Here is a 16,007-nt window from a genome sequence, read left to right as displayed (position 1 = left end):
ATATTTATTCAAATTTTTCCAGTCGCCTGAAGTGTTTTTTAGCTGCTCTTAAAAAATCTCTTCCTTTTTTATAAGGCCAGTAAGGATGCCCATTCCTCGCATTGTATTTACTGATTTGATACAACACTCTCCAATGATGCAGAATGGTTTTATACGCCTGCCACAAACTCATGTTACAATCATAAATATGATTAGGTTCGGCGCCGGAGCCGTTATACTCCAGAATCATAAAATTACGTCCTTGCTTCAAGTCTTCAATAGACTGTGTTTTAATGTCGTAACGCCCATAATAGAATTCCGTTTCTTTACTGATCTTGTCAAAAACACGAACCAAATTATCATCAATCAAATCATGTAGATTGGTAAACCGTGCGCCTCGATTATGGTTGCCTGCAAAAGACAGATAAAAAATTTCCCCCTCGGGAATAACTCTGTCGAATCGATGACCGTGTTTTTTTTCCATTTCTTCGAAGCGGTAACGGGCTCGGGGATGTGCCAATATATGTTCTTTGAGCGTGCGCTTACCATCGCCTCTTACCTGTAAAAGCTCTTTATGTATAAATCCCGACACCACACCTTTTTCTTCCCAAGGATAGCGATAATAAAATACACTCACCTCTACAGGATAATCCACCTTAGCTTGAATCAGATATTCTACGGGAATACGCTCATGATATCTTTTCAGTTGCGCTTCATCTTCAATGATTCTGAATAGAATTCCCTTCATACCCACATCGGGCTTTACCACAAATGGATACTGCAATCCCGAACGCGCAATTGCTTTCAATACTTCTTCAAAGGGTATTCCTGGTTGTATGTAGATGGTTTGCGGAACGATTTCTGCTGGGAGCAAATCGTACATTTCTTTTTTTCCTTCGCCTTCAAAGCCACCAAAAGTAATTTTAGGATTTGAGGGAGTAAAAAACCACACGGCTTTGCTTCTCATACAATACCAAAACCACATGGGAGATAATGGGGCATATAGTACATAGAAGTCCCACAGCTCCCAATTAAATAACCGCTCAAAAAATTTCTTAATCTGCATCAATAATCAGTAAATATACCTGTTGTGGCCCAAAATAAACTAATTTTATATAACCGCTCAAAGATATGGTTGAGTATTTCCGAGCCTAAAAAATAACATATGCAAATACCTACAATAGCCGAGCTTTTCTCAAACGGAAAAACGCCCGAAATATTGTTTTGGGTAGGATGTGCTGGCAGTTTTGACCAACGCGCACAAAAGATTACTAGAGCGTTTATTAAAATTCTGAACATTATCAAAATAGATTATGCCGTGCTCGGAAATGAGGAGATGTGCACAGGAGACCCCGCCAGACGCGCCGGAAATGAGTTCATCTTTCAGATGATGGCATATCAGAACATTCAGCTTTTAAATAACTACGGCATCAAAAAGATCGTAACAACCTGTCCTCATTGTTTCAACATTTTTAAAAACGAATATCCAGAACTAGGCGGCCATTACGAGGTACTACACCACGCCACTTTTTTACAACAGCTGATTGACGAGGGCAAAATAAGATTGAAAGAAGGTGGCAATTTCAAAGGCAAAAAAATTACTTATCACGACAGCTGTTATCTGGGTCGCGCCAATAATATTTACGAAGCACCTCGAAAAGTACTCGAGGCCCTGGATGTAGCACTTGTAGAAATGAAACGTTGTCGTAGTAAGGGATTATGCTGTGGTGCCGGTGGCGCCCAGATGTTCAAGGAAGAAGAGCAAGGTCTCCATCGCATCAACTTGGAGCGTACTCAAGAAGCTTTAAACACTGAGGCTTCATATATAGCGGCAGCCTGCCCTTTTTGCAATACCATGCTTAGCGACGGCGTCAAAAATGCGGAAAAAGAGGATGCTGTAAAAGTGCTAGATATTGCCGAAATTATTGCCGCTTCATTAGAAGATGAGGACTAAAACAAGTCCCTTAACCAACTATTTACCCTGTGTTGATGTTGTTATATAGCCATGTACTGGCAATCATTTGATATTTTTGCAACATGAAATTAAACTATAAGGAATTATTACCCGGGGATTTTCATCCGAATTCGCGTGTGTGGGTATATCAAGCCAGCCGTCTTTTAAGCCTACAGGAGGCCTTTGATGCAGAAGACAAAATCAATGCTTTTGTTGAGGAATGGCAAAGTCATGGAGCCAAGGTTAAAGCAGCAGGCTTTTTGTTTTTTGGACAGTTTGTAATTCTGATGGCTGACGAATCTATAGCCACCGTAAGTGGTTGTAGCACAGATAGCTCTGTACGTTTTATTAAATCATTGGAGGCCAGGTACGGGGTAAGTTTCTTCGATCGTACCACTTTGGCTTTTATTATTAAGGACAAAGTACAATTATTACCTCTTGCACAACTGCAATATGCATTTGATAATGGGTTCGTCAACGGAGACACCTTGTATTTCAACAATCTGGTAGCCACCAAAGCTGAGTTGGAAAACAATTGGATCATCCCTGTGAAAGAAAGCTGGCTGAAGAGCCGAATTCAGGTAGTATCCCAATAAACAGCTCCATAACCAGAATGTTTTTGGCTAACCTTATTGTTTCTACTTTAATGTACAAACGGGAACTATGCATTAGCTAAAACCTTATTATAACATAATTGTTATTTATTTGATTTGCAAAACAGATGCACCTCCCCCGTTAAACTCCATCAGGTATATTTCAGACTGACAAGTCCGAATTCTTTAACTTTGTTAAAATTACTGCGTAGATGTTCAACTCGATTGAAGAAGCTATTGAAGATATCAAGCACGGTAAAATGGTGATTGTGGTGGATGATGAAGACCGTGAAAATGAGGGAGATTTCATTGCTGCTGCAGCTTCCATCACTCCGGAAATGGTAAACTTCATGGCTACCCACGGACGTGGGCTTATTTGTGCTCCACTGCCGGAGGAACGTTGCGATGAGCTGGGGCTGGATTTGATGGTTACTAATAATACAGCCCTCCATGAAACAGCCTTTACGGTATCGGTAGACCTCTTGGGACATGGTTGTACCACCGGTATTTCTGCACATGACCGTGCTAAAACGATACAGGCTTTAAATGATATTAATACCCGTCCGGCTGATTTAGGTCGTCCGGGACACATATTCCCTTTACGTTCTAAAAGAGGTGGTGTACTACGTCGCGTAGGCCACACAGAAGCCGCCACAGACTTAGTAAGGCTGGCAGGGTACCCTTATCCTTATGGAAGTGTGTTGGTGGAGATTATGAACGAAGATGGAAGCATGGCGCGCCTGCCGGACCTGATTAAAGTAGCAGAAAAATTTAACCTTAAACTAATTTCCATAAAAGATTTGATAGAATATCGCTTGAAGAGAGATTCCCTTATCGAAGAAATTGTACGCGTAAAGATGCCCACTAAATACGGAGATTTTACGTTAGTGGCTTTTAAAGAAAAAAATGGTGGCAACGAGCATCTCGCCTTAATAAAAGGCGAGTGGGAAAAAGGAGAACCGGTACTAACCCGTGTGCACTCTTCTTGCTTCACCGGAGACATTTTAGGCAGCCTACGTTGCGATTGTGGCGACCAGTTGCACACTGCCATGAAGATGGTTCAGCAAGAAGGTAAAGGTATTATCCTATATATGAACCAAGAAGGTCGCGGTATCGGGCTATTGAACAAACTGAAAGCCTATAAACTGCAGGAGGAAGGCATGGATACAGTAGAAGCTAATCTGCATCTGGGCTTCAAGATGGACGAACGCGATTATGGTGTAGGTGCACAGATACTGCGTTACCTGAACGCTACCAAACTCCGCCTGATGAGTAATAACCCTCGCAAAAGAGTGGGGTTGATTGGCTACGGACTGGAGATTGTAGAGAATGTTCCCATTATCATCCCGCCCAATGAGCATAACCAAAAGTACCTAAGTACCAAGCGGAAAAAATTGGGGCACGATTTCTAGCCTCACTACACTAGCCTGGATGGCACATAGGAAGGGGTAAGGTGCACAGCATAACGACACACTGTATGTTTATTAATGATTTGTACCAATTCATATGAACAAGCCCACCAACCTTGAGGAATACCTGCAACAGGTACCTGATGCATCCAAACCGCTACTGAGAGCGTTACGTGCTCTTATTAAAAGTATTGTGCCCGAAGCGGAAGAAACCCTTAGTTATGGCATCGGCGGTTTTAAATTCAATAATAGATTTTTTATTTACTATTCAGGGAACAAACAACATATAGGCCTCTACCCCGTGCCACGTACGTATAAAGATTTTGAACAGGCATTACAATCTTTTAAAGGAGGGAAAAGTACACTACAACTACCTTTGGATAGGCCACACTTCCCGTAGATTTAATAAAACGTATAGTTTTATTTCGTATTGCTGAAATAAAGAACAAAAAACAACAAAAGCAATAAAGCATCCTCGTCGGCCTAATGTTATCCATTCATCGGAAGATAACAACTACTTATGCTTTCATTCAATTTAAAAATATTATATTGCCGAAGCTTTATTTGCTTTGCCCATACCTTAATATTCTATCATTATGTCATTTAGAAAAATCTTTATTCAGAAAAAAACATTGCTAATAGCATTTTTAGTAACTATTGTCAGCTTTGCCCAAGCGCAAACTTTCACCGTAGCTACTTATAACCTTCGTTTTGACAACCCTAAAGATATTGGTAACCTGTGGAAAGACCGCATGCCTTATGTAGCAGCACTTATCCGCTATCACGATTTTGATGTAGTAGGCACCCAGGAAGGAAGGCCTAATCAACTCCAAGATCTCATCAAAGCATTACCTCAATATGCACGCTACGGCAAGGGGCGTGATGATGGTAGCGACAAGGGTGAACACTCGGCAATCTTTTACAAAAAAGATAAATTTCAATTACTAGCCTCTGGCGATTTTTGGCTTTCGGAAACACCTGATAAGCCTGGGTTAGGATGGGATGCTACCTGCTGCAATCGTATCTGCTCATGGGTATATCTGCAGGATAAAAAAACCAAGAAGAAATTTTACTTCTTCAATGTGCACTTTGATCATCAAGGTAAAATTGCCCGTAGAGAAAGTAGCCATCTTATGCTGAAGAAGATTAAAGAAATAGCGAAGGGAGAACCCGTTATTCTGACTGGCGATTTCAATTCAGAGCGGGAAGAAGAGCCTTACAAAATTCTTAGCACTTCTGACATTATTCATGACAGCTATAAGGACGCTCAGCACCCTTACGAAAACAATACTTCTTTTAACGGCTTTAAAAAAGAATTTACCGGCAACGGTGTAATCGACCATGTATTTATTACCAAACACTGGAAAGTTCACAAATGGGGTATTCTCACCGATACCTATTTTGGTAAATTCCCATCAGACCACTTCCCTGTCGAAGTAGTGTTGGAGCTTAAATAAGGCAAAAAATAGTACACTCTTTTTAATCGCCCTCTGGAACCGTTTTAGGTACCAGGGGGTCTTCTTTTGGTAGTGATAAGGCCGGAGGTACTTTTTGTATAGAATCTGTTGAAGAAGGCGAGGGTGGCATGCTTCTTTCTGCACGTCTTCTTACATTGGAAAACACTTCCCGCAAAGTATTGAATTCTTTCTTAAAGGAAATACCCCCTCCGGTTCGTTTAAGTTTTGCTGCACCGGTACTTTGTGTGGTGAGATAATCCAAACTTTCTCTATAGAACAAATTTAAGCGTATGCTGCCGCTTGGATTTAAAAGCCACTCCGCGGTTACATCAGGCAGAAATTGTACTGTTTGCTGAATAGTTGACTGCAAGGGCACTTCGAGCGAACTCCCCAATGTAATAACTAGTCTATCCTGAAACAAAGGCACCAAAAGAGAACCATTCACGTTCGCTTGGTTGATATTAAAGTTATTGGAAGAAGCACCCAATACGTTGCGGTTGTACACGGACCCACTGAAGACTACACTCACATTATGTCCTAGCAAAGAAGCCAAAGCACTATTGAGCTTTTTATTGATTTCGTTAAAGAACAGCCCAGACAAACTCGATATAGTGTTATAGGTAAATTCTACCGCAGCTCCTACGCCTATGTTAGACACCCCTGTCTGCGGTGGAGCAAAACTATTGAATACGATAAGGTAAGTTACCTGACGGGCTACTTCACTCTGGCTTCTTTCAATCTGCTGTAAAGCATTAATAACATTAAAATCGTTGTTGTAACGACTGTTCTGGTCAAGTTGCAGTTCAAACTTAAACTCAGGCCTAAACAGTTGGCCGGTAAGTGTTGCATATACGTACACATTCTCGCGAGTATTGGCATAGCTTTGATCGATGGTAACACCTGCCAACGGAGCAAAGCTTACCCGCTCCGCCCGATAGCGTGCCTGTATATTGATATTAGCCTTTAGCGGATCGCCGGTCCATGAAATATAATTCTCGGTTCCTTTTATGATTTCGAAAGGCTTCGGAAAAAATGATTTGAAGGTGTAATTGTAAGTTCCTTCTTCTATATCCAATCTTCCTTTAATACTTAAAGGCTCCGAGCTGCCGGATCTGATAGTTAATGTTCCTGAGCCACGGCCTTCAATTTGATCTCCGGTAAGATCGTCCATCACAAATCGCATCAGCACTTTGGGATTTGCCGTCACATCCACCTCATAAATCATGTTTGATACGGGGAGTTCAGGCAATACACTGTCAGAAAGCTCATCGCCAAACTTTCTTTCCACCAGCCATTCAGGCATTCTTCCTGCCTGATTGTTAGAGGAAGCAATAGTGAAATAACTTTCATCCTCGTCAGAAGCTATAGCATCTACTTTCATATAGGTGTTCTCCTCCGACCCCACCAGTACAAACGATCCTGTAGCACGTACATTTCCGTAAAAGAGCTTGTTGTCAGCATAAGTAGTATTGAGCACCTGTACCGGACGGTTATTGGCTCTATCTCTAGTGCCCGGCTTACGCGTAGATACTAGGATATCATAAAACATATCCTGAAAAGCATGATGCAAAATACTTCCCGTAAGATAAACGGGATTGTTGGTTATGGTATCGATGAGTACAATGCCGTTTAGATTAATCTCATTTTCGTTAAGTTCAATCTCTCTGTCCAAGATTTTATAATAACATTGTGTAAACTTTACTTTGAGTCCGGCATTATGCAATCGCCCTTTACCCACTACCTCCAATTCATCCAATGGACCTTTTAAATCAAAGTCCCCTGTTATGTCTCCAGTTAAATCGGAAAATAAAGTATTCAGAAAACGGGTGAGATACTTAAGATCAAAATGATTTGCCTTCAAGGAAATAATATTATTGATTTGGCTATCCCTATCTTTCAGATAAAGGTGAATATCGTATGCTAAGCTTTTTTCTTCCCTGCTTAACGTTTTGCCCTTTACTAAAAGTTCCTGAGTCTGCATATCAAATTCCACACGTGCATTTAAGTCGCCGATAGAGTCGTTATCAAACCAAACTGTTCTTGCCACAAAATCTTCCGATACAATTTTCATTTGCTTACCTGGATTATCAATGAGCACGTGGGCCGAAACAGTACCCTCCAATCGATTATTGGAAAGCAAATAGGGACTGATATCTCCCAAAATAATATTCTGAAGTGATATGGAAACATTATTCCATTCTCCTTCTTTTGATGGCAAAGTTTCAATTTTGATTTCCTGCATGCCCTCTTTAAGTACTAGGGAGCCAAATGCAGGCGCATGCTCTCTAAATTCTAGTTTACCATTATCTTCTATGGTCCAAATTTTTCCATTAACCACAAAGGCCGAGGGAGCGAAGCGTATACCCACTCCATTATGATAAGTATTTACCACCGCATTGATGCCACTTTGATCTACTGTTGCATTACCACCTGTATAAAGACTCACGCGGGACACATCATCACGTGCGACAATATTGAACATCGCCAAATCGATACTCATACTGTCTGTAATCCGTATATCAGAAGTCGCTCCTGTCACTTCAATACTATCGTAAGTACCCGTAACATCAATGATAGTACCTGAAAAACCAAACTGTTTATACTTAAAGTAAGGAATATTTAGATTCAGCCCCAGCGTATTCGTGTTCATATCTATACTGCCTAGTATACTGCTGTTGTTGACTCCATACAGATTACTATCAATCAGCGAAGCCAATCTATCAAAATTGCGCGTAAAAATGTTGAAGGAGAAAGACTGAACCGGCACATCGCGCGTGGGCTTATTGATATACGAAGGATAATATCTATTTAAAAACGCAAGCACAGAGTTTGGCAAATCCCGGATATTAAACTGTCCGTATAAGCTAGCATTGAATTCGTTGGAAGCAATATTTAGATGTTTCAGGGAATCGGACAAAAAAGAACTAATTACCAGAGAATCGAAAGAAAGCGGCCACCCGTCCTTTGTTAAATAAGCATCGGAAACACGGGCTGTGCCGAGAAAGTCATCAATAGTATTACCCGAAAACTCAGCATTCACTTTTCCGCTGAAAGCTAAGTCCACACCCAGCAGATTGGTATTTTTAAAATTTAGTGTATCGATGTTGGCCAGAAAATTAAACTCCGGTTCCTTTTTGGAAAAATCTATCAAACCATTCAAGTTAAAATGGGCGTTAGAATCATTAATGATAAAGCTACCATCAAAGATTTTCTTATTCAATTCTCCGTCCATAGTAATATCTCTGTACCGATATCCTTTATAGTCGAAATATCGGACACGCGCATCCAACATCACATTGCCGCTTTGTGTTTTGAAACCTGCGCCCTTCAGCGTCGCATTCAAACTTATAGCACCAATGGCACTATCTTTAATAAACTGTCCGAGTTGGAAATTATCGGAGTGTACTGTTCCGGAGTAAATAGGGTATTCGGCCTGTTGCAACTTCAAATTTACATCAGCCTTAATGGTACCCAATGCAGTATGCAAGGTGCCGTAAGTTACAAAGTCATTAATAAAACCCGCAAAGTTTCCGTTAAAAACAATATGTCCTAACTTAGCAAAATCGGGATTGGTAACATTTCTAAGGCTGGGAATAATATCCTTAGCATCCGCATAAACCGTCTTAAACTCGTTGGCTTTGATATCTAAAAACGTACTTTGTATCTCGGGCAAACCTGTAAGGGAGGCATCTCCGGCAAAAGATGTTCCCACGCCTGCCTGAATGTTCAGGTCTTTTCCAATCAACGCTGCCACAGGACCTGCAATGATACCATTTAACTTTATTCTTTTTTTCCAACTCTTTACATCAGGAGCAAAATAGGCAATATCATCACTATTAATTTCGGTATTGATAAAATGGCCTTCCATACGTACCTTTTCCTCAAAATCATTCATATCACTAAACCGGTCGAAACGCATGCTGAAGTAATTGCGCAAATGGCTATCATTAGTAAGAATGTCGAGCTGCTCAAAAGTCATCTCCGTAGGCGTAAACCGAGCATCAGCAACCAGACGTTTTACTTCAAAGCCGCTACGCTCTCGTGTTCTTAGCGTCATCGATGCAGTAATCGTATCCCCAACCCATCGCACATTTTTAAAATTGCCATAAATCTTAGCAAACTCGATATGCTTTCCATCAAAACCGGAACTATCCAACGGACGTGAATCATTATCTGTTTTGAAGGTACCATTATTCAAAGCAACCTCGCTTACCAGTATCTTCCAGGTGTTATTGCTATTACTTGCCGTATCAGCAACTGCAGGTTTGGAAACAGCACTCTTAAAATTAGGAGGCCGGTTCCCATCGTAATCAAAAATGGCAAAATAAGGTTGATTAATTTGAAGCGAACTGATTTCAATGTTTTTATTAGCAAAATCTACTTTTCTGGAAACCGTATTGAGTGAAGCGAGTGAAACGGTCATATCCTGCCCAATCCATCCGTCCTGTTGACGCACAAAAATATTTTTCAGGTCGATTTCCCGTAGGGCTAGATTAATTGCATTATCCTTCTTCTTTTCGGTGCTTGCCGGAGTGGAAAAGTAGTTTAGTATAAACTGATAGTTCCATATGGAATCGGTGCGTTTGAGATGCACATAAGTATCTCGAAGACCGATATATTTTAACTCTATATCTTGTTTAAAGAAAAACCAATCTGTAACGTTTACGGTGATGGCCCCTGCACTTAGTAGAGTATCCTGCCCACGATCTTTAACCAACACCCCTTCCAAATGCATTTTATTAAAAAGAGAAAAATCTACACGATCGATACTGATATGCGTTTTCAAGTCGCGGGACAGCCGTGCCGTTACTTTATCAATAAGCCAGTTTTGCACCGGCGGTAACTGAACGAGCATCCATACTGCGACCAGCAGCGCAATCACAGACGCCAGGACAACAAGTGATATTTTTCTTAATTTTTTCAGGAAACCACCAATTATTACTTAGTTGTAAAAGTAATTTATTCACCAGCATCCGGCAAATTTCGCCGTTGCTTTAAGCGTAATTTTATATTTTTATTGTTTACGGGTTATTTGCCCTTTTATTCGATAACAGGAACATTCTTTTTATCCATAATAGCCCCCACTTAATCGCGCAGCTATGAGAACTGTATTCATCTTGGTACTTTGTTTTTTTTGTCTGAGCAATATCAAAGCACAGCAGTTTGGAGGCAACCCTCCCTCTACACGCTGGTACCAGATGGATTCAGACACTGCAAGAATTATTTTTCCTCAAAAAATGGACAGTATGGCCGCCAAGGTTGCAAATCTCGTAACGCATCTGGCACGCCACAATCCTCTCAATTTGGGAAATCAGTTGAAAAAAGTGGATATTGTACTACAACCTCAAACGATTAACGCTAACGGTTATGTAAGTTTAGGACCTTTCCGAAGCGAGTTTTATACCACGCCTCCTGCAGATAACTTTGATTTAGGAAGCCTAGAATGGCTTACCCAACTTACGTTACATGAGTACAGACACGTACATCAGTACAACAATTTCAACCATGGTCTCAGTACCGCCATGCGCTATCTATTTGGGCAGGAAGGCTATGCACTGGCTATCAATACCGCTATTCCCAACTGGTTTTTTGAGGGCGATGCCGTGTATCAGGAAACCTCTCTATCGCCACAAGGAAGAGGTCGTATGCCCTCTTTTTTGAAAGGATTCCCGGCACTATGGCAGTCTGGAAAAGAGTATGGATGGATGAAGTTGCGCAATGGCTCTTATAAAGATTTTACACCGAGCCATTATGTACTAGGATATTTACTAGTAAACTATGGCATTCAAGAATACGGCCCCCAGTTCTGGAAAAATGTCACCCACGATGCTAGTGCTTTTAAAGGCCTATTCTATCCTATGCAAAAAGCTATAAAAAAGTATTCCGGTTTGAAGTATAAAGAGTTCACCCACAAAGCACTGAACTATTATAAGCATCAGTATCAAACTTCGGCTTTTAAAAACAATTCATTTATAAAAGACGAAATGGAGCTGTCGCCTTTGTCGCAAACCGTTACCCATTACCAATATCCGTTTCAGATCGCGAAAGACAGCCTGCTTTATTTGAAAACGGGCAATAACATTCGGCCAGCTTTTTATATTAAGGATAAACATAAAGAGCACCGGCTTCGATGGAGAGATATCAGCATCGACAACCAATACAGCTATCGTAATGGGAAAATCGTTTATGCTGCATTGGAATCAGACCCTAGATGGAGATGGCGGGATTATAGTGTTATCAAAATACTCGACATTCATTCGGGCAAACAACGAACCTTGCAACATAAAACACGCTACTTCTCTCCCGATATCTCTGCAGACGGAACGCTTATTGCGGCCAATCATGTTAAAGAAGACGGGAGTTCCGCACTTGTAATATTGAATGCAACGGATGGCTCAATCCTTAAAGAAATCAGCCAAAAGGATATTGCCTACTTTACCAATCCCAAAATAATCAATAATCGTACTGTGATAGCCGTACTTCGATACACTAACTCCCGTACATCTATTGCTAGTATTGATATCAACTCGGGGAGCATCGAACTTCTTATACCACCATCTTTTACACTTATCGGACAAATTGACGCCAAAGAAGACAAGGTGTACTTTTCTGCAGCACAGCATCTAAAGGATGAGATTTTTTACTATGATATTTCAAGTAAGCAGCTCTACAAACTGCCCACCAATGGTGTAGGTAGTTATTTTATCAATGCTGATTACGATAAAATCACCTGGAGCAGTTTCACTGCAAGCGGGCACCAATTAAAACAGGTAGACATAAGTAAAGCTGTATGGGAACCCGTTTCGTGGTCCACTTTCACTAATGTGCACAATGGCTTTTCGGCAGACACTAGTCATCCCTCATTTCTGCATAATATACCTACCACTATACATTCTGTTAAGCCCTATCGCAAGCTGACAAAGCCTTTTAACTTCCACAGCTGGAGGCCCGATTATGAACAACCGGAATTTCGCTTTACCCTTTATGGCAATAATATTTTGAACACTACCCAAACTCAACTCTACTATTTATATAATGAAAACAACCGCACTCATACAGCAGGAGGAAGTTTTATATACGGCGGATTATTCCCCTATATTCGGCTGGGAACCCAATATACTTTTGATAGACGCTCTATAATTAATCAAAAACTTAAAGAGTGGAACGAATGGAACAGCTATGTAGGGTTAAGCTTACCCTTAACCTGGACCTCAGGACGCACCTATAAAACGTTGACATTATATAGCGATTATCATTATCGTGCCGATTTCCACAGGGGATCTACGCAAAATGATTTTCGCAATCTCAGATTCAACTATTTGAGACATGGCATCAGCTGGTCGCAGCGCGTACCTACTACTGTTCAGGATATATTTCCAAGATGGGGCTACCGAATTGCATCGCAATATACACATGCCCTCAATATCTATAAAAGCTGGCAAAGCTATACAGGAATCAGTCTGTATTTGCCAGGTATAGCCCCGGCACAGCATCTAGTATTAAATGGGGGCGTTCAGTACAGCGGTAATAGCACCCGTATCTTCTCTAACAATTTGCCCTTTGCTAGAGGTTACACTACCGTAGATTCCGCAGGTGCTTATACTGCATCGGCTAATTATCATCTAACCTTATTATACCCTGATTGGGGCTTTGCCAACATTCTTTATCTATCGCGAATTCGGGCGAATATTTTTTTCGACCATACCCGCCCGTTCGATAAATACGGTGTTAACGGTCATAGCATGCAAAGTGCGGGTACAGAAATTTACTTCGATACTAAGTGGTGGAATCAGCACCCCATTACACTGGGATTCCGGATAGGAAGACACTTAACTCCAGCACCAGCCAATCCGCGCAACTTCTTCTTTGAGTTCTTGCTCCCATCACTGCTATAACTACATGCCTATAAAAAAGCCTCATGAATATTATCTACTCATGAAGCTTTGTATGTATCATGGAATACAGTTTTATAATGCTGCTAACGCTTCCTTAATAGCAAGGATTTTTTGCTCGGCATCGGCTTTTTTCTTGCGTTCCATTTCCACCACCTCCGGCTTTGCATTTTGAACGAATTTTTCATTACTTAGTTTCTTCTCCACCATTGCCAGAAAGCCTTCATAATAAGCTAGATCCTTTTCCAGCTGTTGCTTTTGGGCTGCAGTATCCAGTTCTACATAGGTTTCGACATACAGTTTGTCCTTATCCACCAACACACTGATAGACTTCTCCACCGGTTTATCCGTAAAGCTAATTTTATCCGCATTCACTTGTTTCAATAAAATAGGGAACAGCGGTTGGTACATCGCCTGGTTATCTGTCTGAATATATAATCCTACCGTTTCTTTATTTTTAATATTATTCTTAACTCTTGCATCCCGTACGCCACTAATCAGCTGTTTCAACAGTTCTCCTTGCTGAATGATGTTTTCGTCTGCAGGAGCAATTGGCTCAAACTGTTTTATAGAAAGATCATCATCCTGCTCTTTTAATAAATGATATACTTCTTCCGTAATGAATGGCATATAAGGGTGTAGCAATTGCAGTAATTGCTCAAAGAAATAAACAGTTTTTTGATAAACAGCCGCATCTATTTGCTGCTCAAATCCGGGTTTAACCCATTCCAGATACCAACTACAGAAATCATCCCAAATCAGCGAGTAAATAGTTTTTAAACCTTCGCTCAGTTTAAAGCGATTGTGTAGTTGCGCTACTTCTTCTTTTACTTTGTTTAAACGCTGCTCGAACCACTGTACGGCAAAATGATCATTAGCTTGGTTATCACTCGCCGTATTCTGTTTCTCCTCCCACATTTTCACAAGCTTGAGCGCATTCCATATTTTATTATTGAAGTTACGCCCCTGCTCCAATGATGCTTCATCAAATAGCAAATCATTACCTGCAGGAGATGAAATCATAATGCCAAAACGCACAGCATCGGCACCGTATTTATCAATCAGCTCTAATAAGTCCGGCGAGTTACCTAAGGATTTGGACATTTTTCTGCCCAGCTTATCCCGTACCATGCCGGTAAAATATACATCCCTGAAGGGAATTTCCTTCTGATATTCCAATCCTGCCATTACCATACGTGCTACCCAGAAGAAGATAATATCCTGCCCGGTTACCAGTACGGATGTGGGATAATAATATTTCAGTTCCTCATTGTCGGGAGTAGTAATGCCTTTAAACACCTGAATTGGCCAAAGCCATGAAGAAAACCAAGTGTCCAGCACATCATCATCTTGCTTCAGATCATCGATGGACCATTTGCTATCAGCCGGCAATGTTTTAAAAGCATCTTCTTTAGTTTCGCCTACAACACAGGTACCATCGGGAGTGTACCATGCAGGTATCTGCTGTCCCCACCATAGCTGGCGGCTGATACACCAGTCTTTTACATTTTCCAGCCAATGCTTATAAGTAGCTAAGAATCTGTCTCCGGGATGAATACTGATATCACCATCTACCACAGCTTTCAAAGCCGGCTCTGCCAGTTCCTTCATCTTCAAAAACCACTGAGTGGATATCTTCGGCTCCACTACGGCATTGCTTCTCTGAGAGAATCCGTTTTTATTGGTAATATCTTCTACTTTTACAAGATTACCGGCAACCTCCAAATCCACAGCAATTTTCTTACGCACTTCGAAACGGTCTTCACCCACATACATTTGGGCAGCTTCGCTCAGCGTACCGTCATCATTCAAAGTATCTATAACCTCCAGGTTGTGTTTCAAACCGATATTGTAATCGTTGATGTCATGCGCAGGCGTAATCTTTAAGGCACCTGTTCCAAACTCCATATCCACATACTCGTCAAAAATGATCGGTATGCGACGGTTAATTAGTGGAACAAATGCATAAGCACCTTTCAGGTGTTGATAACGCTCATCATTAGGGTTTACACAAATAGCGGTATCACCTAAAATGGTCTCCGGCCTGGTAGTAGCAATAGTAATGTAGCCATCCTGCCCATCTAACTTATATTGTACATAGTACAATTTACTCTGTACTTCGCGATATTCTACTTCCTCATCACTCAGTGCTGTTTTAGCAACTGGGTCCCAGTTAATCATTCTGGCGCCGCGGTAAATCAACCCTTTTCTATACAGATCTACAAACACCTTAATTACCGCTTTATAATAATCATCATCCATAGTGAATGTAACCCGATTCCAGTCCACACTACACCCCAATCTTTCAATCTGACTATAGATGATACCTCCATATTTTTCTTTCCACTCAAAAGCATATTTTAAAAACTCCTCGCGAGTAAGGGAGCTTTTTTCAATACCTTTTTCACGCAGCATTTGCACCACTTTGGCCTCAGTAGCAATGGAGGCATGGTCGCTACCGGGTACCCAGCAGGCATTATATCCGCTCATACGGGCACGACGCACCAATATGTCCTGCACGGTCTCGTTAAGGGTGTGTCCCATGTGCAGCACACCTGTAACGTTGGGTGGTGGAATAACAACCGTAAAAGGCTTACGGTTATCGGGTTTGCTCTCAAAATACCTTTGTTCTTTCCAACGTTTTGTCCAAAACTGTTCTACCTGAGCGGGTTCAAAATTTTTCGATAATTGCATAGGGTTGCAAATTTACTGTTTGTAATTTT

The 16,007-nt window shown here is 41.1% G+C and carries 9 protein-coding genes; 6 read left to right on the top strand and 3 right to left on the bottom strand.

What is annotated here, in order from left to right:
- Positions 1-4: 4 nt before the first annotated feature.
- Positions 5-1,045 carry an ATP-grasp domain-containing protein gene (locus V2H41_RS02995; protein WP_330973638.1) on the bottom strand — a complete coding sequence of 347 codons (1,041 nt, stop codon included), beginning with the start codon at positions 1,043-1,045 and terminating at the stop codon, positions 5-7.
- Between the two features lie 99 nt (positions 1,046-1,144).
- Between V2H41_RS02995 and V2H41_RS02990 the strand changes: the two genes are divergently transcribed.
- From V2H41_RS02990 to V2H41_RS02970, 5 genes are all read left to right on the top strand, one after another.
- Positions 1,145-1,933 carry a (Fe-S)-binding protein gene (locus V2H41_RS02990; RefSeq protein ID WP_330973637.1) on the top strand — a complete coding sequence of 263 codons (789 nt, stop codon included), beginning with the start codon at positions 1,145-1,147 and terminating at the stop codon, positions 1,931-1,933.
- Between the two features lie 83 nt (positions 1,934-2,016).
- Positions 2,017-2,529, top strand: a complete 513-nt coding sequence (locus V2H41_RS02985) for a hypothetical protein (protein WP_330973636.1) — start codon at positions 2,017-2,019, stop codon at positions 2,527-2,529.
- A 209-nt stretch (positions 2,530-2,738) separates the two neighbouring features.
- The gene (locus tag V2H41_RS02980) at positions 2,739-3,938 is read left to right on the top strand and encodes a bifunctional 3,4-dihydroxy-2-butanone-4-phosphate synthase/GTP cyclohydrolase II (RefSeq protein ID WP_330973635.1); all 1,200 of its coding nucleotides are present in this window, start codon (positions 2,739-2,741) and stop codon (positions 3,936-3,938) included.
- 94 nt (positions 3,939-4,032) lie between these two features.
- On the top strand, positions 4,033-4,335 hold the full coding sequence (locus tag V2H41_RS02975) for an iron chaperone (protein ID WP_330973634.1): 303 nt from the start codon (positions 4,033-4,035) through the stop codon (positions 4,333-4,335).
- A gap of 196 nt (positions 4,336-4,531) precedes the next feature.
- Positions 4,532-5,392: an endonuclease/exonuclease/phosphatase family protein gene (locus tag V2H41_RS02970; protein ID WP_330973633.1), complete on the top strand. Its 861-nt coding sequence runs from the start codon at positions 4,532-4,534 to the stop codon at positions 5,390-5,392.
- Positions 5,393-5,414: 22 nt separating this feature from the next.
- Here V2H41_RS02970 and V2H41_RS02965 read toward each other — a convergent pair whose 3' ends face one another.
- On the bottom strand, positions 5,415-10,274 hold the full coding sequence (locus V2H41_RS02965; protein ID WP_330973632.1) for a translocation/assembly module TamB domain-containing protein: 4,860 nt from the start codon (positions 10,272-10,274) through the stop codon (positions 5,415-5,417).
- Positions 10,275-10,491: 217 nt separating this feature from the next.
- Here V2H41_RS02965 and V2H41_RS02960 point away from each other — a divergent pair, with 217 nt between their 5' ends.
- Positions 10,492-13,287: a TolB family protein gene (locus tag V2H41_RS02960; RefSeq protein ID WP_330973631.1), complete on the top strand. Its 2,796-nt coding sequence runs from the start codon at positions 10,492-10,494 to the stop codon at positions 13,285-13,287.
- 72 nt (positions 13,288-13,359) lie between these two features.
- Here the strand turns inward: V2H41_RS02960 and V2H41_RS02955 are convergent, their stop codons facing one another.
- Positions 13,360-15,978, bottom strand: coding sequence for a valine--tRNA ligase (locus V2H41_RS02955; protein WP_330973630.1), 2,619 nt, complete (start codon positions 15,976-15,978; stop codon positions 13,360-13,362).
- Between the last annotated feature and the right edge of the window lie 29 nt (positions 15,979-16,007).

It is taken from the genome of Niabella digestorum, from assembly GCF_036409055.1.
GTDB classification, from domain to species: domain Bacteria; phylum Bacteroidota; class Bacteroidia; order Chitinophagales; family Chitinophagaceae; genus Niabella; species Niabella composti.
Note: the sequence above shows the minus strand (reverse complement) of the source record. Positions and strands in the feature narration are given on the sequence as shown.

What these genes read in the sequence shown, in the direction of transcription:
- V2H41_RS02960 (WP_330973631.1), top strand. Translation starts at nt 10,492, where the DNA reads ATGAGAACTGTATTCATCTTGGTACTTTGTTTTTTTTGTCTGAGCAAT.
- V2H41_RS02990 (WP_330973637.1), top strand. Translation starts at nt 1,145, where the DNA reads ATGCAAATACCTACAATAGCCGAGCTTTTCTCAAACGGAAAAACGCCC.
- V2H41_RS02995 (WP_330973638.1), bottom strand. Translation starts at nt 1,045, where the DNA reads ATGCAGATTAAGAAATTTTTTGAGCGGTTATTTAATTGGGAGCTGTGG.
- V2H41_RS02970 (WP_330973633.1), top strand. Translation starts at nt 4,532, where the DNA reads ATGTCATTTAGAAAAATCTTTATTCAGAAAAAAACATTGCTAATAGCA.
- V2H41_RS02955 (WP_330973630.1), bottom strand. Translation starts at nt 15,978, where the DNA reads ATGCAATTATCGAAAAATTTTGAACCCGCTCAGGTAGAACAGTTTTGG.
- V2H41_RS02980 (WP_330973635.1), top strand. Translation starts at nt 2,739, where the DNA reads ATGTTCAACTCGATTGAAGAAGCTATTGAAGATATCAAGCACGGTAAA.
- V2H41_RS02985 (WP_330973636.1), top strand. Translation starts at nt 2,017, where the DNA reads ATGAAATTAAACTATAAGGAATTATTACCCGGGGATTTTCATCCGAAT.
- V2H41_RS02975 (WP_330973634.1), top strand. Translation starts at nt 4,033, where the DNA reads ATGAACAAGCCCACCAACCTTGAGGAATACCTGCAACAGGTACCTGAT.